Raw genomic sequence first — 22336 nt, forward strand, 5'->3', positions numbered from 1 at the left:
GGATCGGTTTCTGCACCACAACACTGAGGATTAACACAAGCATATAGTCCCTCTAGACTGCGAAAGAGAAGATGAATTTTTACAGGTAGAAGTGGTAAATCATCATCACGCTGACGAGCCATCGTCCCTAACTGTAATAAACGAGCTAGGGCTGTTTGAGCTTCCTTGTCATCAACATTACCATCGCTATCTGTTGGTAAACTTAATTCCCAAAGTTCTATCGATTTAGTAATTACTCCCCAAGGTTCTGGCTTCCGACTGAGAATGTAGATTAATCGATGGACTAGTGGATGCTGTTTGAGCGCAAGCCACAGTAGTTTATGAGTGTCTCCATTGGCTTGAATTTCTGCTGCTTCTAGGGGTTCGGCAGGAATAAAACCTCGGAGTCGTTCTACCCAGACATTTAGATCGTCGTCGAGACTGGGTAATTCTAAATTACTAAGAGCGGTTAAAACTTGTTGTGCGGTATATTCGGAAGGTAATAAATAAGGTTCGCCCATTCTTTTGATCGCAGGCTCTCGATCGCCTCGAATTACTCGATCGAATTGTTCGCCAAAAAATTCTGTAGCGAATTTGATAACTTCAGGATCTTTCGATTCGTCGCCTAAACTAGCACTGGTGGCAATACAACGTACCGTTCCCGTTTCTTCTATCCCTACTGCAACTTTCAACCGCTCTAATAGCATGGCGACTTCACTACCCGTCGAACCATTATAGGTATGAGCTTCATCTACAACCAGCATTTTAAAGACGTTTTTAGAAGCCTCAAATACTTTTTTACGCTCCGTCGGGCGAATTAACATATGCTCCAGCATGGAGTAGTTAGTCACCAAGATATGAGGTGGCTCTGCTTGAATTTCGTTTCTAGAAACTGATTGTATTCTTAAAACGTTCTCGATCGCTGCTGCAACTTTTTCATCCCGATTAGTGGGAATGCGATCGCCTTTACTAAATAATTCGTCAAGCTCTTTATCTTCATATGCAGATAACTCTTCTGCCAGCATTTCTCTCGCTTTTTTCTCGTCTGTTTCTGTTCTACTGGTATAGAAACCAAAGCGTATTTTACTGTTCTTTTGCTTACATAGCAATTTTCGCAACCGCTTAACTTGATCGTTGACTAGCGCGTTCATCGGGTACAAAATCACCACCCGCACGCCAGGAATAAATAGATTCTCCTCTTCCCGCAGCAAGGTATCGAACATGGGTAGGAGGAAACACTCCGTTTTACCCGAACCTGTACCCGTGGCGACGACGATGTTCGATCGATCTTGAATCACAGCTTTGACGGCTTTTTCTTGGTGCTCGTATAAAGCTCGATCGCTAGGCGTGAATATATTCTCCATTTCTGGATGAAGGACACCATCAGTAACTAGTTTTGCAACAGTAGTAGTCGATCGATAGGGTTGAGAACCTTCTAAATAGGGTTCTTGCCAGATATTTCCCTGTTGTTCCAATAATTTCTTCAAGCCATAACGCAAATGGCGATCGCGCAGAGGATAAGCCGTGAGAAGATAGCGAATCAAATCTTCGCGGGGTTGAGTGACTGCTTTAATCGGATCGAGGTATTTACTGGATTTGGCGTTCATACTAGCAGGCATCCTAATTTTTGAAAAGCAGGTTCGATCAGCGATCTAGAAGCGGCAGGTACAGAGCGAATTCGTGAATTTTGCTCTGCTTCCCCAGATAACTGCCACAAATAACTCATGTATCCAAGGGGCAGATAAATATCTCGTAAGTCTAGTTTTCCCTCTGAAGTATGCCAACTAACCCTTAGCGGCGAATTTGTTTCCCGATCTTTATCAAACATGGCTAAAACTGCTACATCTCGATCTAAGTCATATACTTCGTCGCCTTCATACCAAAAATATCGATCGTTCTGATAATGTCGATTCTTGGTAAGTTTCAAAAGGCTGCGATCGGCTAATGTCGATACTTGGCTGACAATAACAGGTTGCCAGCGATTTTCCTGAGGAGTGTGGGGTAATGGCTCATAACCGAACAATTCACCATCAGACGAATCGGGAAGGGTTGTGGGGCATCTCAACACATATTTAGGCGGTTTTTGTGGAGACGGTAGACGCTGAATGAGATCTTCAGCAGTCAGCAACCGAATCCCGATTGGATCGAGTTTTGCTTGAATACGATCGAATGTTCTAATTCTTGGATGAATCTTGACTTCATCTCGATTCTGATTTCTGGAGTTTAGACATTCATGCGCTAATGAAAGATAAGCTCGATCTCCTCTAAATTTTACTCCTGTTACATCTTCCCGTGAATTAGCTAATAAGGTGGGTGGAGCGATGCAATAATAATTACCTTTACTTGCTAAAATCTCACCTTGAACTTCTAGCTCTTGTAATGTTTGACAGATTTCTTCCTGTAAGACAAATAGCTCTCTATTGGGTGAAATGCTTTCTCTCAGTAATCGAATAATCTGTGCTCTATTTAGAGTATTTGGTCTGTTCTGGTTAATTGGGTCGCGATGATTACTAAGTAAAGTTATAATTAAATTCGATAGCATTGTCTATACTCCTATTTTGACTTGGATCTACTCTGATTGTTAATTCAAATCAACTAAAGTATCTAATTTACTAATTAATCTTTGCTTATCCAACCATTCAGGTAGCAGATGGTTGTCAGATGCTTTCATGCTGTCGATCGCACCTTTAACTAGATCGAGATCAAAGCAAATATCTAATTCTCTCGCTGCCTTTTGAAAATCTTCTACAGATTCATCACCTAAAATCGTAAAACAGTAATTTTCTAAGTATTCATCATCTAATGCTGCTTCGGGCAGATCGTTTCTTGCCCCGATACAATGAAATCCTAGTTTTGCTTCTACTTTCTCTTGAGCATTCAGCAGTCGTAGATAATAGATACCAGTAGGTAAATTAATATCGATAGGGAGCGTATCCTGTTCATTTGTGGCTAGAGGTAGTGGAAGTTTCCTAGCCTCTCGATTAGGTAAGAGTAAATTCCAGCAAGATAGATCGTATGGACGATCTGGTTTTAATCCAGAAATTGTCAATTCTCCATCTACCCAGAGCCATTCAAGCTTATTAAGGCTTAATTTTGCTTCAATTAAAGATTGTCGATCGTAACCATAGCGTTGATAACTCAAGGAGTAATAATCGACAGAATTGTCCCAAAATTCTGATAACTCAGATAAACTAATTTTTAAATTACCCTCTCGATCGGCTTGAGCATAATGAAAAATATCTCCATCAGTCCCGTTAGTCATAATCAAACTAACTTGCTCTAAATTCCACAATCCTCGAATTTCAATTATTTGAGCATCGAATTCATGGGAGGATTCACAACTTAACGGTAAATTTTTAACGACTACTGTTCGGTCTTTAATATAAATTTGTGGCTTAGGTATTTCAGAGATAACTGAAATACTATATTTTTCAATTACAGTAAATTTCTGACTCCAGTTTATGCGGTCGCTAGAAATACTCACTCGATAGTTACCAGGTTTATCAATCCATTGAGCGAGAGATCGCTCAAACCATTTTGACCTAGCTAGTAAAGTATAAATGTTAGAACAGAGTTCGTTATTTGAGTCAGCATCTTTAATTTTAAGCTCAACTGTTGACAATTCTTGAACGGGTGGTAGCCAAAGGATAGGTACTTCTAGATATATCGATTTTCTCAAGCTTGATTTGATTCCGACAAGGCGGGGTGTGTCATTTTCTTGCAATTGCCAGTCAATTGTTCTTTGACAAAGCTTCTCTTGTGGCGAATCGATAGTTTTATCGTCAGATTGAATCGATATACATCCGCTGTATCCGCCCAATCTCATCTCAATACCTTTCCAACCTTTGAGACTACAGGGGATACAATTATCGATCGATTGAATTCCTTCATCCAATACGATCGTTATCTCTTTCGGCGTAAAGCAAATAATCTGTTCTACGCCAATGATTGTCGGATTATCCAAGTTAAACGGCAAATATTCGCCATAAGATGCGTCAAAAATTAAACAGGGCAATTCCTCATCTATCCCTTCACAAAACCATGTATAGATAGAATCACCACGATCGTTTTTTAACGAAACAATGTATTCCTGACTTACTTGACTTATATCGATTGTGAGTTCTGGAATCTCCAAACTCCCTTTCATAGGAATGTTCCCTTTCCATCCAGCTTCAGATATCTTGCAGTCACTACCTCTGTGATTTTCCCATTCATTATCCCAAATACTTTGCTCTGGTAAAATCAACTGGATATTTCCAGAGTCTTTAATGTCTAGGTGTAAGATAAGATCGGTTTCTTTTCTCTCAATATTTTGGCGACGGCTATTACTTTCTTTAGGTGTCAGTATTTTAACGATCGCTTCCCAGTCTCTAAGAAAGAATCCATCATCTAGAGAAAGATTCCCTATAATACTATCTCGTTGTCTTTCATCTTCCAATATTGTAGGTGAAAGTTGGTTAGCTTCTAATTTTCTAGCAATTTTTGCTATTCCCTGAATAATCCTACCTGATATTGGTTCTCGATACTTAAATAAATGGGATAAAGTTCCGCCTTGAGGGTATTTGCGATTGTACAAACCCAAAATTTTATAGGACAGATTTTCAGCAGAATCTTCGGCTAAATTAGCCCATCCATGTCGATCGGCTAATTCTTTCAATAATTGAGCAAATTGTTCTAAATTTTGAGAAGGGATACAACTTTGAAGCCACAAGGTAGAAACATATTTATAACCATTTGGAGCCTCAACTAAACCGAGTAATCTAATTCCCTTTTTTGCGATCTGCCGTAGAGCAGTATTGACAGTTTGATTTGATGATATCTCCCAGCGATTGCATAATCCTTCCCAGAACAGATCGTCAGAATAGTAATAAGCATATTCAGACACAGCAAAGGTAAAAATCTTAATCCAATCTTGGTCTAAGCTATTGAAAGCCCTAGTTTTTCGTTCTGTAATTCCATCTAATCGTCGTAAATTCTCACCAACGAGAGCGATTAATTCATCACTTTGACTACGAGGAATATTCACATGGCCGAGAAATCTGTGACCTGTGGGCTTATCTCGATCTAACCAAAATGGTAGGATTTGTTCTTGCCATATTTTTTTCGTGTATTGAGGATTCATAAAGTCTTGGCTGCGATCGATTAATTCATGACTAGAATATAAACTTCGGCAATTTCGATGCTGTCTAGTATTTTCGATCTCTTCCGATCTATCTTTAGCTTCATCTAGATCTTTAGTCTGACTTCCTAGATCGGGATCTAGAATTGGCTCTAGATTGAATAATTGTTGTTGAGGCTCTATTTCGATCGATAGTCGCTCTTGTCGCTCTTTCAGCGCGGATATCTGTTGCTGTAATTCAGTTCTATTAATTTTCTGTATGACTATTTCGGCTTCTAGATTCTCTCCTCGATTCTGTAAATCAGCAATTTCAGCCGCTATCTTTTCTTTATTAATGCAGTGGTTACTTATCTCTTCCTGGATATTGGCGAGTGTTAACTCAGATCGCTGCGCTAAATCGATCGCGGATTGTCTTCGTGCTTCAATCTGAACTAAGTCAATAGATATCCTGTCTAAATTAGTCTGTCCTTCGCTAACTTCAGTATCTAATTCAACTAGAATATTTTGTTTAACAGTAATACTTACCAGCAATTCAGAGAGTAAGATTTCCCGATCTTGCTTTTCTAACAGTAGATCTGATATTTCTTGGATTAATGCTTGTTGTTGTTGCCGATCTCGGTCTATGTTCTGCAATAGAGATTGTTTCTGCGCCAACGATCTATCTAGATCTACAATTGCGATCGAGCTTAGATCGCGCCTCTCTTCCATTTGGAGAATATGGTACTCAATCCCCCTGAGATCGACTTCTCTATCTACTAGTTGCGTTTGTAAACTTTGTGCTTGATTCTGTAAATCAGTAAGTTGAAGCCCTAGTTCTTCCTTAGTAACAGAATATTGGCGTATTTTCTCGCGAATGTTCTGAAGTTCTAAATTTGATTGTTTAACTGAATCAATTGCTGATTGCCGTTGAGTTTGAATCAGAACTAATTCTGCCTGAGTTGTCTGTAAGTTATTCTGTCGCTCGACAACCTTTGCATCTAATCTAACTAACGAGGACTCTTGTGCCTGCCTTTGCAGCACTAAAGAATTTATTTCTCTTTCTAATCCTGCTTGTTCCTCTCGATATCGATTTACATCTTGTTTCAGTTGAGTGAATGCTGTTTGTAACTCCTGTCCCCCTACGATAATCTTTTGACAACTACTCTTTTTAATTTGTAATTGCTCTTTGACAAGTTGCTCTTCGCGTTGCAAATCATCTAAGCTCAATCTCGATTTAGCTACCTGGCGATCGATCTCCTCCTGACGCTGACGGGATAGGATCGTTAGACTAGCCGCAACTGCCGGAACTGTTCCTAAACCCGCCCATGCAGACTGTTGTAAATTTCGACTAATCAGAAAAGTCGATCCAAATCCTACCCCACAGGAAACGGAAGCAAGTAGAAACCAATTCTTGAACATATGGATAGCCTAGTAGGTACTTACCATCCTCAAACTCTTTTATATAGGCTCTTTGAGAGGGGGATAAGACTATATACTCAGGGAAAATACCTCTGTCAGGATAATAAAGAAAATTTCTACCCCACAACTCAAATTTTCTCCATCTACTACAGTAATTAACTTTTGACGTGGCAAAGTTTCAAAATACTTTCTCACTACTGAGTTGAGAATAGAAGTCTAAATTACAATAATTTATCGCGTTCGACTTCATCGAGGAACTTCTCAATCAATACTCGGGCCAGACTACTCATATTAGTATTGAGTTGCTTCGAGACGATCGCAAACCGTTGATGTCGAGACTTAGGTAAATCGACGGTAAATCTCGTCGTTGCCTCCTTCTGATTGCTTTTAAACATCTCAATCACATCAGCCGTCAGACTTGACTCCTCGATCGATTCCAGTGGATCGGTACTGACTTCAGTACTTACTTCTACTAATTTATCAGTACTGACTTCAGTACTTACTGAACTACTGACAGCATCGGGATCTTTCATAAATTGCTGCATCACATCAGCAGTCAATGATTTTCGCTTGTTGGTCATAATGACTTCAATATAGTTGTAAACAATCTGGAATATTCCTTCTGAGCGTCTTTGGCAGCATCTCCACCGAGATCGAAGACAGTCGCCCCCTGCCCGAAAGCATCAGCAATAATCTGACGTTGATGGATCACCTCGCCCAGAACATTAATATCCGGCACTGCTTTGAGAACAGTAAAAGCTTCCTGTTTCAGTCGAGTTCCTTTTACCGCCCGATTTAAAAAAATCGCCGCTTTTGGCTCTCCTTTGCGAATTGCCCGCGCTTGCTTGATCAACCGCACGGTATCCGAAGCACTAGCGAGATCGACTCCAGTGGGTTGACAGGGAATCAGTACCAAATCACTCCACAACACGATCGCTCTAGTCGCTTCAGCTAAAGTCCCTGGTGCATCAACAATCAACCATTGATGTTCAGTCGCTAAATTCGGCAAACGTTCGAGTAATTCATTTGGATCGGGAATGATTTCCACCGGAATTGGCTGCGATAGATTACTCAACCACAGTGACGAAGTACGTTGTCCGTCACTATCAATTACAAAAACCGAATCAGATTGAGACTGAAGCCAGCGGGCTAAATGAACGGCAGTCGAACTTTTACCGCTCCCTCCTTTCTGATTACACACTCCAATTACAGGCATAACGATCGGGTGCAATTAGCACCTAGCAATAGGATTGGACTATTACTATCTTAGCCTAGTCAGTACTTACTGACCCAAATAAATACTGATATACACATATTAATCAGCATATATATCAGTAAGTACTTACTGATATATATAAAATAATCAGTAAGTACTGATACAGCCCAACTTTCATGAGGGGAAATCTTTTCTCGACATGCTAGTTTTGGCATCAAAAACCGATCGTCACGCTTGTCCGATAGATCCGATTGAATAGTAACAATGTTCTATATGACCAGCAAAGATAGTTCTTTGATGAAAAGCAAACACATCCCCATATCAGTTGAAGAAGATGTAAGCGGCGGCGGCTTTAGCCGCCTTGGAGCGATTATAGGGCTTTAGCCTCAGTATGCGCTCAAGAATAGTACTAGTGTTCTTATGCTAGCTATCTTATGATATGATATTTGTCATAAACACAGCTAGCCCAATATCCCCAATGCTCGTATTTGAGTATAAAGCTTACGGCAAATCTAACCAGTTCCTTGCAGTTGATGAAGCCATCAAGACTGTTCAGTTCATTCGCAACAAAGCTATTCGGCTTTGGATGGATGGCGGGGCAAAGTCCTGTTACGACCTCAATAAATACTGTGCTGTGCTGGCTAAAGAGTTTCCGTTTGCTAACCAACTCAATTCGATGGCACGTCAAGCAGCAGCCGAACGTGCATGGGCATCAATCCAACGTTTTTACGACAACTGTAAAAGTAAGATTTCTGGTAAAAAGGGTTTTCCTCAATTTCAGAAAGACAACCGATCGGTTGAATATAAAACGTCAGGATGGACATTAAGCGATGACCGCAAATCGATTACTTTCACTGACAAGAAAGGAATTGGCAGGTTAAAACTTAAAGGAACTAGGGATCTAAACTTCTACCAACCCGACCAAATTAAACGGGTAAGACTGGTAAAACGTGCGGATGGGTACTACGTTCAATTTTGCATTTCTGTTGACCGGACAGAGACTTTACAAAGCTCTGGCAACACGATTGGATTAGATGTAGGGCTTGCTAGCTTCTACACTGATTCAAATGGTTTAGAGGTTGAAAACCCTAGATTTTACCGAGTTGGTTTCGTTGCGATGAAACGGGCGCAACGTCTAGTTTCACGCAAAGTCAAAGGTTCAAGTAATCGCATTAAATCTCGAATTAAGCTAGGTAGAATCCACCTTAAAATAAGTCGGCAACGTAAAGACCATGCTGTGAAATTAGCACGGTGCGTAATCAGATCTAACGATCTAGTAGCCTATGAAGATTTGAGAGTGAGAAACATGGTCAAAAACCACTGTTTAGCTAAGTCGATTTCTGATGCAGGATGGTATCAATTTAGAGTGTGGTTAGAAACATTCGGGCGAATCTTTGGTCGGATCACTGTTGCAGTGGAGCCGCGACTAACCAGCCAAGAATGTTCTAGTTGTGGCGTAATTGTGAAGAAGTCTTTGTCTACTCGCACTCATACATGTCAGTGTGGTTGTAGCTTGGGACGCGACCACAATGCCGCTCTGAATATTTTAACCAAAGCAATAGGTACAACAGGGCATGTTGGAACCTCTGTACTCGATACAGTAAACGCTTGGGGAGATAAGCCCTCTACTTCGGTTGGTGAAAACCTATCGGGGCAAGGCATGTCGCGGAGCCAAGAATCCCCTGCTTTAACGAATCAAGCCGCAAGCGGCGAGAGAGTGTAAGCATGGGGAGTGTCAAGTCCAATCATTCTGGCAGCTATATGTTAAATGAGGTAATTGAAATCCTAGATCGACATCAAGTATTTGCAGGAATAGAAAAGACCACAACTCAGATAGCGATCAAAGAAATTTTGGAAATGGCAACAAACGATTATGACTGCAACCAAGGGGAGATTTTAGAAGGACACGCCCAGAAATTCCATCTCTGTTACTCCTGTCTAGCCGATGATGCCAATTTGGATGATGGACTTTGTGTCACATGTCTAGGGGACTGAGACAGTTCCGATTGAAAGGAGTAAGATTACAGACCTAGCACCTCCTTCAACTTTTCAATTGCCAACGTGTGCTTGGGTTTGGGCATTTTCGCCAGATTCTGCAACTTCCACCGCACCGCTGGTAACTCCTCAACCCCCGCTACTCCCAACAGCGTCCAATCCGGTTCAAGTTCCTTCACCGACAGCAGAAATCGCTTCTCCTCCATTGATAGTGACAGGCGTAACAAATCGATCAACCGTTCGCGCACTGCAACCAATTCCTCACAGCTAACTGGCAACCGACTCATCCCCACAAACTCATTATTAAATGTAGTCTCCAGCGGTAGTCGATTGGGTTTAAGTACCTCCGCCATCGGGCGATTGTGACTGATTAAATAGACCAAGAAGGCCGTTCTAATCGCCGGAGTCAACCCCTCATTCGCCAACAACATTTGCACGTCAAACAAATCTCTGGGGTGTTGTCTGTCCAGAGCCGCACAAATCTTCCCCCCATATAAATCTGGCAACGAGAGCGTCTGCACCGACATAAACAGCCCAAACTCTTCTTCCACTTGCGGAGCCAGATCCCGCAGTTCGCAGGGAAAGACAGACCCGCGAATAGTTTCATTGGGTTCGACCTTCACCGTTACCAGCCCCAAACGCACCACTAATTTTCGCAACCGCCCATCAGTAGCTTTTAATGGTTGAATCGTCACCTGGGGCATCGCTTTACTAATATCCCGTGAGATCGTAGTCAAAATATCGCTAATATTCGCCAAAGTACTTTCTCTGTCTTCAATTGGCAAATAAGTTAAATCGATATCCACCGACAACCGAGGCAGATCGCGGATGAATAAATTCAGCGCACTACCACCTTTGAGCGCGAACCTACTATCTCGCATCACATAGGGCAGAATCCGCAGTAGTAAATCTACCTGAGCTAAAAACAACGATCGATCCATCAATTCACCCCCAGATTCGCAGGGACAGTAATCTGATATTTGGGGTCTAACCGTCCGCCACTGACGATCGAGCGATTACCCACACCCAGATCGATCGCGCTCAGATCCAACCGCTCGAACCAAGGATGCTGGTGTTGCTCTGCCAAATATAAAAACAACCGCCGTACCTTAATCGAGTTACAAGCAGCGAGTAATGACTGTAGCAATCTTGGGCGCAGAGTAACTAAGCCTTCTATCAGCAACCAAGCTTCCTCAACTGATTGGGTATGAGGTACTAAATACAACATTTCTAAACTGGCGCGTTCTGGAGTGGAAATGTTAATCGCCAAATCTCCCAACCGCCGCTCGGTTAAACCTAATAGAGGTGCTTGAGCGAACAAATTGGTAGTGAAATACTGAATCTGCCAGACCTGGGCTTGTTGTCGCAACCAGTGGGGTAACTTCACCCCCGTCGTGCCAAATAACATTACCGCTTGTCGCTCTAGGGGAAGAAAGTGACCGTAACCAGCTAACTCCAGGGCTGTTTTGCCACCAGGATGGATCGCTAACCCTAATTGCTGTTGTACCGCCCATAGACCGCCGCTCCAATCGTAGGTATCGCCGACTTTGACGAAGGCACCGCGACCGATCGACCGGAGCCAATTGCTCTGACAGTAGCCCGCGATCGCGCTAGATGAAAAGCCCTGGCTGGATAACCAAGTCGCGGTGTAGACTGCGCCTGGTTGCCAATTGACGAGGAGATTATTTAGTTTCCTGCTATTTAATATACTCATACTATATAAAATAGCATGAAATCAAATTAACCTGATTTGGGGCTAGATTCAACAACTGCTGGCGGGCAAATTAATCGAACGCTCTTCCTCGATCGATACCCTCCGCTCCGTTCGGATCGTCCCCTGCTCTAATCGCTTGGTGACAGAGGATATCAAGCACACGAATCTAGCAAATTGTCGTGCGCTTGATTTGTCTTCGGATTTGTCTTCGAGGTGACGCAAGGGAAGCGCACAAGCCGATCTGGGATAGCTACAAGATCCTGTAGCTATCCCAAATCACCCCATCTTGTAGCAATATTGACAATGGTGTTCAGTGAATTGTACAATTAGACTGTACAATTAATAAATTCAGATAGTGATTAATCAAGAAATCACCTATTCTCAGGTACGCGCAAACCTAGCGACTATTCTTGATTCCGTCAGCGAGAATCGTGAGATCGTGAAAATTACTCGCCGCAACGGGGCAGATGTCGCACTTATAGCCGCTGATGAGTTATCTAGCCTCTTAGAATCAGTCTATCTCCTGCGCTCTCCCGCTAATGCCAAACGATTATTTAGTGCGATGGAGTGGGCAAAATCCGATGCAGCTATTCCCCAAAGCTTGGAGCAATTGAGACAGGAGTTGGAGATTGAATCGTAAGCGTAAGCAGAAATCAGCCAGCGGTGATGATGCAGCGATCCAGCCAGAGATAATTTTACTTGTTCCTGTCTTTAGTCCAGAATTCAAAATAGATTTGCGCTGGTGGTACCGATACGAACCTAAGAAGGGCGACCGGATCATCGATTTAGTGGCTGATATCCTAGATGGCGATCCGTTCGTTGGGATCGGTAAACCAGAGGCATTAAAGTATGTTGCTGTAAATACTTGGTCGCGGCGAATCGACTTAGAGCATCGACTGGTCTATCAGGTAGAAGACAATCGAATTGTGTTTCTGCAAGCTCGTTATCACTATGAAGATTAGCAAGAGTTACAAAGCACTTCAAATTGATGCTGTCAGTCCAGAGCGTAAAACTTAGATTCGTCGAAGGCAATAGTCTCGTCGCTCGTCATCTTCAGAAACGTCGATCGGGAGGCTACTAATAAGCTTGCCAATTTGATTGAAAATTTAATGGAAATTCGGTGAAAATCTTCTCGACCTGGGCATAGCCTAGAACCTAATTCCGGTAATAATTCTAGTCTCAAGATGTTCCGCTAAAGAGCGTTAGCGGATCGTTAAATTACCCCCCCAATTCCAGTAAAATTTTAGATACCCGCATCAATAGTGCCCACATTGGATGAACTAAATCCCACTGCTACCACCTCGCCCTCAAACATCGACCAGTCCACACCCTTCACCCTCAACGCCGATGAATTAATTGCAGCGTTTACCAATTTCCTCACCTTCGATGTTGGCTCTGGCGGAGCTAGTGCCGAAACGATCCGTACTTACTGGTGTGAAGTCCGTTACTATCTACTCTGGTGCGAGACAAACCAGCTTCAACCCCTGACTGTCACCAGAGATCAGATTAAGATCTATCGTCACCATCTCGTTGCTCAAAAGTATAAACCTACTACCATTAGTCTCAAACTAGTCGCCGTCAGTCGGATGTACGATGCGGCGATGGAATACAGACTGCTGACGATTAACCCCGTCTGGGGCGTTAAACCGCCCAAACAGCGCAGCGACCCCGCCGAACGGATTACCCATTTGACTGCGGACGAAGCTCAAGCCTTGCTCCAGGCTCCTCTGAGTAAACCTGTATCCCTCAAGACGCTGCGCGACCAACTGTTATTGGGGATTATGACTTTAGAAGGGCCAAGAACGATGGAAGTGCATCGGGCTGACATCAAGGATATCGTGCGCGGTGCAATGGGTGTGGGGATTACGGTGATTAGCAAACGACAACAGCGGATCGTACCTTTAACCCCCGATTTGGTGGAGTTATTAGACCGTTATTTACTCGCTAGAAGAAAGGCTGGTTATAGCATTGCTGCGATTACACCCTTATTTATCAATCTCTATTACCGTCCGAAAAATTTACAGGAATCCGAGCAGGATTATCGCTTGTCGCGACGGGGGATGAGAAAGATTGTTGATGGTTATCTCAAAGATCTCAACATCAAACATGGGGAGGGACGGACTTTATCCGCTCACTCACTCCGGCATACAGCGGCTACCTTGGCGATTCAGAGTGGTGCATCGCTGCGGCAGGTGCAGGATTTACTGGGACATGCCGATCCTCGGACTACGGCGATCTACACCCATGTGGGGGATAGATGGTTGAATAATCCGGCTTTAAATTTGGGGATAAAGTTGAATCCTGAGTAATCTACAAACTCTTGTATAAATTTAAACAACAATCAACTTATTTTTCAAACACTCCTAAACAATCAAGTCTTTTCTAATAATGTCTAAAATTATTTGTACTTGCTGATTAGAGGGTAATTCTTGTGTTTGATTGATTAAGCTTGCTGTTAGTTGAGGATTATTGAAACGAAACATAATCTGATCTAAAGCTTTTTTCCAATAGTTGTAAAAGTAAGGTAAAATTATTTTTTGATATGTTATGGGATGGGATTTAGTAAGATTCTGTACTTGTTCTATGATTAACGAATGAACTACTAGAGCTTCTTTCAATGATTTGTCTTGCTGCAAAAGTACTGTTATTAATTTTCCAATAGGCAAAATGTTATCGGCAGAAATAGTGTTTTGGTATTGGCTAATGAATTCTGTACAAGTTGATTGTTGTAGATGAATTTGATCGATAATATCAGCAGTCGTTTTCAAAAGTGATTGAGTGCAAGATACATGTGATATTTCACGACACATTACAGCTAAATCTATTGATTGATTTTTTGCCAATTCTGGTTGAAAAATAGCAAGGTTTGCTATCCTAAAAATAATTGGTATAACTCCAATAATAAAAGTGAAATTTTCTACTTGTTGCCAAGCTTTATTTTCTTGTGAATTGAGAATTTCTCTGACATCGATTCCTACCTCTGAAATATCTCTATCTGATGTTTCGATTAGATTTAAAACTATCATTATTTCTGCCATTTCAACAGATAAATCGAGTACTTGAGCAAAATTATTTTCTAGAACGAGTTGAGGAATTATATCAGGAATTAGGCTAGTAAGAGGAAGTATTTGCTGTGACGCTCTAGCCATTTCAATACCTCTGATTGCCCAGTTAATCGAACGTTCGCCATTGCCAACAGCTCCAGCAAATGAAGCAAGTTGAGTGAGTATGTAGCAATCTCTTTCGGATTTATAATAATCCGATCTTGTTGAATTTTGACTTAGGAACATACCTCGTGCTGGTATTGCATAACTCTCACCATTTTCAAGATCTTCAGGAGAATTTTCTGTTGTTGCAACAATAGTAAAATAACCAGTGATATGACCATAAACAACAAACAAATCTTTCCAGGTATTATTATCCTGTCGGTATTTTAGTAAACACTCTCCAGCTCGATCCCACACTTCAAATACAATAGACAAATCATCAGTTGCCAACCATTTTGCGATTGCCAATTCTCCCAATGCTTTCACTAATTCTGTTTCAGGAATATCTTCAGATAACTGTGCTAAATTTACAGCTTCTTGAGCGTAGTAGATCGATAACTTTGGTTCTCGATCTGCAATTGCTTGGCTGAGTCTGAGAAAAACATAAAATTTAGATAGTGGATATGCTTCAGTCGGCTGTTTTAGAGATTGAGTTAAGAAATTAACAGCTTCATCATAACGACGTACAAAAACAAATTGCCTCCCCAAACATTCTTGAAGTAGGAATCGGACGCGAGGATCGTCTGAAGAACGTGCAATTGCTAAATTGGCAACTTTAATTGCTTCAGTCAAATTTTTATTATATTCAGCAATAATAATTATCTTGGCATGAATTGCAGAAGCCCACAATAGTTCTAGATTTAGATTTAAAGAAGATTCAACAAGTTTATCCATAGCCTTTAATAAAGATTGCCAGTCACGATTATTTACTGATTTATCAGTTTCTAAAAGCCAAAGCTTTTCTACAATAATTGGGCAAGCTACTTCTGCTAGTTCAGTTGAAAATGCTCGATCTCGTTGATCGGAGGTTAACTTCTCTAAAGTAACTATCCAATCCTCAAGCTCTACTATATTTTGAATATTTTTGCCAACCATCAAAATTAGTGACTCAAATGGAATTTTATCTAGTAGAAGAGATAATTTACTTTTTTCAGACGATTCAACTAAAGAAGAAAAATGTAAAGCCATTTGCAAATATCTATTTAATCGCAAAAATCCTATTCGATCTGAATATGGGCTAATAATAAGATGGGCAAATGTTGCCATTGCCATACCTGCTTCTTGGATTGTTATATCTTCGATTAAGCTATCTAAATTATTAAGAAGATAACTAACAGATTTTCGATTTTTAACACTAAAGGAAATTTGAACACCACGTAATAATAAGCGAATTCCCAAATCCATCTGTTTGGGTAGAGGTTGTTGAGACCACAGCAGCAGCAGTCCTCCATCATCAATCTTATTTTTGTCTAGTTCCAATCCATTTAAGGCGAAAAGTAATAAAGATCCTGCTTTGTCAAATGCTTCTGCCCTAGCAAAGTAGGATACAGCATTAAAAGCTTGATATTGATTGAATTCACCATTGACAATCAGTTCACCGAGGGTTAAATAACATTTTCTACGCACGGAGCTAGACAAATCTTGGCTACCCAGTGTTTTAACAAGTGGTGAAACCAACAAATAATTGCTACGATCTCGCTGAATCCAAGCTCCAAGTAAATGATGCAAACGTTGCTTAGGTCGTTCGATACTAGGAGAAACATCCGCCAAAACTTGTACATCCTCTTGAGAAAATGAGCCTGAAATGAGATTTAGACGATATAAAAGTTCTTGGCTTTGATCATCTTTGATAGCCGCTAAAATACGACCAAGAGTTTCCTCGTTGATATCACTCGCATATTTACCTCCTAAAAGAGCCTCAAATTCCTGTGAAGTAAACTGCCAATTCTGTCCATGAAGATACTCAGAAATTGCAGCTAGCAAAGAGGGATGATGGTTAGCTAAAGCATTTAAATAAGCAACTCGACCTATTTGAAAAAAAGATTCTGGAGCACCATATATATTAAATAGATCCGAGGCTTCATCATTTGTAAATGCTGGGACATTAGTTACATGAAGGATTCGATCGCCTAAGATAGATTGCAGGTTTTGGGGTAAATGGTGGGAGCTAGTTGATAACAAGCGGATGCCTTTGCTATCGCAGACTCGTGCTAACAAAGTTAATCGAGTTTCAAGTTCATCTCCTCTTGCAAGTCGAGGGAGATCGTCAAAAACCAAAATTGCATTAGCACCAAGGCGATCGCTTAGTTCGTTGTACCATTGATTCAGATTTCCTTGAGATGAATATCCTACTAATGATTCGACTGCTCGATCGATACGAAGACAGGCTTGCTCCACCGTTAGATCTCGAAGTCGGAACCATTTACAACCAGAACAATGTCCTCGATCGATCGAATAATTAACCAGCAGGATGGCTAACTGAGTTTTACCAGAACCCAAACTACCATTAATAGCAATCCAAGTATGATTTATGAAAGTTTGTGATAGAGATTGAATCGTTTCTCCTCTCAAGCTGGAGCGTTCGGACAACAGTGGGATATCCAAGATTGAAGTTTCAACTACATACTGAAAGGCTCCATCGATCCCTTGTGTTTTGGCTATTTGCTGTATTTCCGCACTCAATTCGTTAACCAACTGACTATTTTGTTGCTGTTCTTGCTCCAAATTAGTAACACGATTATCAATTTCAGAAAACCAGCTTTTTAGTGTTTTTAAAGTTTCGCGATCGGTGCTACTGAGGCTTGGTAATGCAAGTTGAACATTTAGTTCTTCTAAAGTTAGTTGTTTTCTACCATGTTTGCAAAGACGAGTGAAAACATACCAGAACAGTCTTTGATATTGCTGCTGTGCTTGCTGAGAATCGATCGCATGTTGCCGATCTAATAGTTGCTGCTGAAGAAGAGATGTGAGAGATCGGGCTTCTGGAGCGTTAGTTTGCCACTGAAATTTACTAATGAGATCGAAAAATTGCTCGGTAGTCGCTGTTTGAATAAAATTTCTAAATTGTTGCCAGGTATCTTTATGAAGATCGTCTGGCTTTTTGACATTTTCTAAAATCTGCCGAATACCTGCTATGACTCGATCTTGATTTTCTTTCTCCAATTTCCCCAGCCGCAAACTTTCCCAAGCTTCGATGGCTGGTATTCGATTGGGAAGTGGAGAGAGTTTCTCCTTACCGATTCTTGTATTTGTGGTGAATTGAAAGATTAGATCCGCAGTGGGGTTTGTCAGACAATGTTCGACAAAACAGGCGATTGCAGTGACTGATTCTGAACTTTTAAGGGTGATTGAATCCTCTCGATGTTTAACCTGTTCGAGGAGTCTGCTGCACTCCTCTGAATCGGCAATTAATGCGCGACCAACAATATCGATATCTTCTCCACACTCAAGCTCAAGAATTTGGTTTGGCGTTAAGTCCAGCCATCTTTGGATTGTCAAATCGACCTGATAGACATAACCTCGGATGGTACTCCATGCGTCTCTATCTCTAATTGTGCTGAAAGGAAGCATATCTTGCTCTTTATTGATAGATAAAATCCTAAAAAATACTGATGACTAGTAATACTACAGCTTCCAGCCCATGCTTAGTTTAACTCAACCGCTTTGCGAACGGTAATGGGTTTTTAGCTTTAACTGAACAGACTCGATCGTTGGTACAATAGAATAGTTGAAACCAAATTACTACATACGTTTGGAGGTTTTTCGATGCAAGCTGTCACAACAGATCCCACAATTAACGGCTTATATATCGGTTACAAAGATATTAATCCGCCCCATCAGTGGTATCCCCTCGCCCTGCTCACATGGGAAAAATCCGAGTACTGCCTCGAAATTACCCAGAGCGGATTCAAAATCCTCAATCAATATCCTGGCTACTGGATGGCTTTCCCGCCAGAATGTCGAACTGGTGGTGTATACCGAGGAAAACATCTGCCTGCGACGATAGATAAGCGGATGCCATCGGGAAGAAATGACGAACGTGAAAATTTTAAGTTCTTCAATCTCGAATATCAGCAATTAGATGGAATTGCCTTTTTAAGTAAATCTGGAGGGCGTAGCGGCATCGATCCTTTCGATATCTACCCGCAAATCGCTCCTGATGCTAACGGCATTCATACATTTCACTTCTCACCAGCTATTTTGCCAGAATCGAGTGAATTTGTTCGTCAGATTCCGATTGGTACACAGCTCCAACACCGGATCGAACAGGATGGATCTATTGCGATTCTTAAAGATGAAACTGCGATCGCTTATTGTCACCCCTTCTTCAGTCATCTGAAATTCACCAACATCGATCTCGAAGTCGAACAAAATCTGGACAAGCCCTATTTAGGGATGAGACTATTACTCAAGGCTAAAGTTAGTGGCAAAAATTTATATCATAGCGACGCATTCAAAGTATGGAATTCTCTAGTTTATTCGCAGTAATTATAGTTAGCGAAGCATCAAAACTAAGTGAAGAATTTGTCGATCTAGGAATGCTTGATAAATTCTGGATGTCTACTCCAGAATTAGGATTAGCTGTATTTAAAGCTGATAGTCCAATGGGCACGACTGCCTGGAGTGAGAAAATTGCTTCAGAACTAGCCAGAGCAATTGGTTTGCCGACAGTCTCCTATGAATTAGGCATTGACTGGCAGGGGAATCGAGGAGTGATCAGCCCCAATTTTCTCAAAGCTGGGGAAATTGAACTAGCTGGAGCTGATTTATTGTCCCTCGTCTATGGCAAAGATAATTATTACTACACGCTAGAAAACTCAATTAATGCTCTAGCAGCTAATAACATCAAACTCCCGATTAGTTGGGCAGCTCCACCGCAAATTACCACAGCAGCCGAACTATTTGCTGGGTATTTAATGCTAGACGCTTGGATTTGTAATATCGATCGACACGACTATAATTGGGGCGTGAGAGTCGATCCTAGCGGCAGTCTGGAGTTATTACCCAATTTTGATTGTGGTGCCTCCCTGGGCGTACAGATGTCTGGATCTGAGATAGTCAAACTCGGACTGAAGGCGGATCGCTGCTCGTCGATGATGGGAGCTGCCATCTGTCGTCGTACTGAAAGAGCTGCCGAGAATTTTAATTTCCCAGATTTGGCAAGAGAATTACTCGATATCTATCCTACCGCAGCCAGTTATTGGATCGGCAAAATTGGGGCGATTTCTTTAACTATCGTTAGCGATCTATTCGAGCGAATTCCCGCTGATTGGATCGATCTTGCTTCAAAAGAATTTGCCATCGATTTGTTAGAATTTAACCGTCAACAATTGACATCGATGATAGTTAACTTCAAACCGAAAGAGTAATTATCGATCTTAACCCTGAAGAATCTCACTAAACTAATAATAGAGAGATTATCAAAGCTAAAAATTATCTGACATATTGCAAATATAAGATTAGCCAGGTTTATTAACTTCAAAAACTGGATCTGGTGCAATAACAAACCATTCATGATAGATAATCGCCAGCCAAAATTCTGCTCCAGCAACTTTATCGCACACAGCTAAGTAACCAATCCCATCCGCAGTACTATAATAGGTCGTATCCTTCAAAAATATCGTGACTGAATTCCCATCTGCACTCCAAATTGTTCTCAAAATTTCAATATTGGCATAATGTTCGGGATCGATTGGTAGTAAAACTGGGCGATTGTCGATCGTCAAAAATTCTAGATCGTTTTCTTCCTCGGCGGTTCTAAACACCCAATTCCAATCATATGGTCCCTCATGTTTCTCAAGACTGAGATCGAATTTTACCTTGTCAATTTTTTGACGTGTCGCTGCGGATAAATCGGCTAATTTCATCTCAATCTCCTGTTCTGTACTCGGTATTTTCACTAAAAAATCAGTTCGATCTCTTTGAACTTACAGCTAATTATCATGAGTCTCCCACATTATTGTTTGAGGATTTCTTGAATCGGTAAGTAATCTTTTAAATCTTCAGCTAGATGTAATGGTGCTGGGTAATTTATTGCATCAAAATGGTGAGTTAAGCCGTACAATCTTTGACACTGAATAAAGCTAGCCCAATCACTAGCTACATCTTCTTGCTGTAATGTCAAAGTTAGCATAATTCCAGTCGGATTATATCCTTGAGCTGATAGATTAGGTTTCATCAACTTACCAGCCTTGGTCGTCGTCGAGAAAAATTTACTTTTCTGTAAAATTGGATCGGTACGATTACTAGGTTTTTGATTGCTCAGATAATAGTAACCACATTCTGCGTCTTGAGCGGATGAATGAAAGACACCCTTGGTATTTCCTTCTAAATTGCCAGATTCATCGCAAGCTCGATAGATAGGTACTTCCAAGGATTCAGGTGTGAGAATAGCAGCGATGCGAACGTGAGGATACTCCGAGAGGGGGATAAATCGAGTCGGGCAATCGTCGGTATGAAAAGCCAGACTATCCTGCCGCCAATGCTGTTTTTGAAGGAATAATAAACCCTTTGTCCGCAAATTCTGGGCATCAAAGCAGTAGATAGTTGCTTCTTTTGTCTCTTCAAATAAGTTATTAAATACCCAGTTTTGCATTTTTGACTTATTTTTGAATTCGATCGGATTGAAAATCTCCTTCCGTGCCATTTTTATCTGAAAATCATAGATATCCATCCATTCAGAACCATAGCCTTTAGCCATGATGCCATCCCGATCGATTCGCACGGCTACAGGGAAAAATTTATTGCCACAAGAAATGGCATACACACCCACACAGGCAACATCGGTGGGAAATTTATCGGCTCTGAACTCAGGGTAAATATAGGCTCCAGTCATAGCTAATCCCCGCAGGAGACTGTTCTCTACTCTTCGGCTAAACTCGGCTTCTGATGGCTCTGCTTCGGAATCTGACTCGCTGGTCTTGTCTTTTTTCGGTTTCTCAGGCTCAAAGCATTTAGTAACGCAATCTAACTCAGCTAAAGCTGGGCGAAAACATGGTTTGGGATCTTTCTTAGCATCTTTCCCCCAGAAATCAGCTTTAGGTAATATCTCTAGGAATGCTAGTTTTTTACTTCCTGGTACTGATGTTGAGAGTGCATCTTTAAGTTCTGGAGATTCTTTGAATTCGCGAATCCTATCTTTATAATCGGAGGTCAAATTTGCTCCTGATAACTCTGTACCTAGTTTGCCAAGGCCGATCGTCTTAATATTTTTAATGCCATATTTAGCCGCCAACTTCTCAACTAATAACTGAGTTGCTGGAGTTTGTATCATTAGTAAAAGCTCAAGGTTGTCTGGTATTTTGAAAGGAATACAATCTGATTCTATGGCGAGTTCAGATTTGATAAATTCTTTGATTGTGTTGTGCTGGGATAATGCAGACTTTAAAGCTTTAGTATTGTCGCACCGAGAATAAGCTTCAATTTCACAAACTCCAGTACCAAAAAATTCTTGAATACGATTTAAACAGGCTTGGTGAAAACTAGCAATATCTGTTGGAAATAATCCCGCTCCTGCATGATGAGATTTTGATATTCTTGTGTTGTAAACAGTTACCCAGTTAAGCCCATCACTATGATGGTTGCAGGGGAGATCGATAATATCTTGGGTAGTAAATTTATCTGCACGCTCTAGTTCTTGAATTAAACGTCCTAAATTACCTTCAAAATCTAACCCTCGTTGCTCGCCCATATATTTAATATTTGCAGGAGCAAATCGTTTAGACTTAGTAGGACTTAAATAAACTTTTGTTTCAGTAGGTAAATATCCAAGCTTCCAACTTATCCACCGGTTAGAGTCGAGGGGGGCTATTAAACCCCGCCCCTCTCTGTTCGATCTGTACGTGCGACTTTCATCGCATACAGCTCTC

The 22336-nt window shown here is 41.2% G+C and carries 17 protein-coding genes; 7 read left to right on the forward strand and 10 right to left on the reverse strand.

Features of this window, described 5'->3' with window-relative positions; translation table 11 throughout:
* The 5 genes from RMO55_RS06625 to RMO55_RS06645 form a co-directional block, all read right to left on the reverse strand.
* Positions 1–1586, reverse strand: a 1586-nt coding sequence (locus tag RMO55_RS06625) for a DEAD/DEAH box helicase (RefSeq protein WP_310425119.1), incomplete at its 3' end; no start/stop codon positions are given.
* A complete protein-coding gene (locus tag RMO55_RS06630; RefSeq protein ID WP_310425122.1) occupies positions 1583–2521 on the reverse strand; it encodes a hypothetical protein in 939 nt (312 codons plus the stop codon). The genes RMO55_RS06630 and RMO55_RS06625, both read right to left, overlap by 4 nt.
* Before the next feature lie 39 nt (positions 2522–2560).
* The gene (locus RMO55_RS06635; RefSeq protein WP_310425124.1) at positions 2561–6496 is read right to left on the reverse strand and encodes a hypothetical protein; all 3936 of its coding nucleotides are present in this window, start codon (positions 6494–6496) and stop codon (positions 2561–2563) included.
* Positions 6497–6717: 221 nt separating this feature from the next.
* Complete coding sequence (locus RMO55_RS06640; RefSeq protein ID WP_310425126.1) at positions 6718–7077, reverse strand: hypothetical protein; 360 nt, start codon at positions 7075–7077, stop codon at positions 6718–6720.
* Positions 7074–7712, reverse strand: a complete 639-nt coding sequence (locus RMO55_RS06645; RefSeq protein WP_310425129.1) for an AAA family ATPase — start codon at positions 7710–7712, stop codon at positions 7074–7076. The genes RMO55_RS06640 and RMO55_RS06645 overlap by 4 nt, the downstream gene beginning before the upstream one ends.
* Positions 7713–8190: 478 nt before the next feature.
* Between RMO55_RS06645 and RMO55_RS06650 the strand changes: the two genes are divergently transcribed.
* Together RMO55_RS06650 and RMO55_RS06655 are read left to right on the forward strand one after the other, a co-directional pair.
* Positions 8191–9435: a transposase gene (locus RMO55_RS06650; protein WP_310425132.1), complete on the forward strand. Its 1245-nt coding sequence runs from the start codon at positions 8191–8193 to the stop codon at positions 9433–9435.
* 38 nt (positions 9436–9473) lie between these two features.
* Positions 9474–9707 (forward strand): hypothetical protein, encoded by a 234-nt coding sequence (locus RMO55_RS06655; RefSeq protein ID WP_310425135.1) that lies wholly within the window; start codon positions 9474–9476, stop codon positions 9705–9707.
* 26 nt (positions 9708–9733) lie between these two features.
* On the opposite strand, the gene RMO55_RS06660 is transcribed toward RMO55_RS06655, so the two are convergent.
* Both RMO55_RS06660 and RMO55_RS06665 read right to left on the reverse strand, forming a co-directional pair.
* The gene (locus tag RMO55_RS06660; RefSeq protein ID WP_310425138.1) at positions 9734–10648 is read right to left on the reverse strand and encodes a nucleotidyl transferase AbiEii/AbiGii toxin family protein; all 915 of its coding nucleotides are present in this window, start codon (positions 10646–10648) and stop codon (positions 9734–9736) included.
* Positions 10648–11421: a type IV toxin-antitoxin system AbiEi family antitoxin domain-containing protein gene (locus RMO55_RS06665; RefSeq protein WP_310425140.1), complete on the reverse strand. Its 774-nt coding sequence runs from the start codon at positions 11419–11421 to the stop codon at positions 10648–10650. Before RMO55_RS06665 ends, RMO55_RS06660 begins: the two co-directional genes overlap by 1 nt.
* A gap of 355 nt (positions 11422–11776) precedes the next feature.
* Between RMO55_RS06665 and RMO55_RS06670 the strand changes: the two genes are divergently transcribed.
* From RMO55_RS06670 to RMO55_RS06680, 3 genes are all read left to right on the forward strand, one after another.
* Positions 11777–12061 (forward strand): type II toxin-antitoxin system Phd/YefM family antitoxin, encoded by a 285-nt coding sequence (locus RMO55_RS06670; protein ID WP_310425143.1) that lies wholly within the window; start codon positions 11777–11779, stop codon positions 12059–12061.
* A 37-nt stretch (positions 12062–12098) separates the two neighbouring features.
* A complete protein-coding gene (locus tag RMO55_RS06675; RefSeq protein ID WP_396134200.1) occupies positions 12099–12383 on the forward strand; it encodes a Txe/YoeB family addiction module toxin in 285 nt (94 codons plus the stop codon).
* A gap of 300 nt (positions 12384–12683) precedes the next feature.
* Positions 12684–13730, forward strand: coding sequence for a tyrosine-type recombinase/integrase (locus RMO55_RS06680; RefSeq protein WP_310425149.1), 1047 nt, complete (start codon positions 12684–12686; stop codon positions 13728–13730).
* A 54-nt stretch (positions 13731–13784) separates the two neighbouring features.
* Here the strand turns inward: RMO55_RS06680 and RMO55_RS06685 are convergent, their stop codons facing one another.
* The gene (locus tag RMO55_RS06685; RefSeq protein ID WP_310425152.1) at positions 13785–18038 is read right to left on the reverse strand and encodes a hypothetical protein; all 4254 of its coding nucleotides are present in this window, start codon (positions 18036–18038) and stop codon (positions 13785–13787) included.
* Positions 18039–18233: 195 nt separating this feature from the next.
* Here RMO55_RS06685 and RMO55_RS06690 point away from each other — a divergent pair, with 195 nt between their 5' ends.
* Together RMO55_RS06690 and RMO55_RS06695 are read left to right on the forward strand one after the other, a co-directional pair.
* Positions 18234–18956: a hypothetical protein gene (locus RMO55_RS06690; protein ID WP_310425154.1), complete on the forward strand. Its 723-nt coding sequence runs from the start codon at positions 18234–18236 to the stop codon at positions 18954–18956.
* Positions 18929–19837: a hypothetical protein gene (locus tag RMO55_RS06695; RefSeq protein ID WP_310425157.1), complete on the forward strand. Its 909-nt coding sequence runs from the start codon at positions 18929–18931 to the stop codon at positions 19835–19837. The genes RMO55_RS06690 and RMO55_RS06695 overlap by 28 nt, the downstream gene beginning before the upstream one ends.
* A gap of 90 nt (positions 19838–19927) precedes the next feature.
* Here the strand turns inward: RMO55_RS06695 and RMO55_RS06700 are convergent, their stop codons facing one another.
* Complete coding sequence (locus RMO55_RS06700; RefSeq protein ID WP_310425160.1) at positions 19928–20368, reverse strand: hypothetical protein; 441 nt, start codon at positions 20366–20368, stop codon at positions 19928–19930.
* A 56-nt stretch (positions 20369–20424) separates the two neighbouring features.
* Positions 20425–22158 (reverse strand): RNaseH domain-containing protein, encoded by a 1734-nt coding sequence (locus RMO55_RS06705; protein ID WP_310425163.1) that lies wholly within the window; start codon positions 22156–22158, stop codon positions 20425–20427.
* Positions 22159–22336 lie beyond the last annotated feature (178 nt).

The organism is Chamaesiphon sp. VAR_48_metabat_135_sub, assembly GCF_031418915.1.
Classification (GTDB): Bacteria; Cyanobacteriota; Cyanobacteriia; order Cyanobacteriales; family Chamaesiphonaceae; genus Chamaesiphon.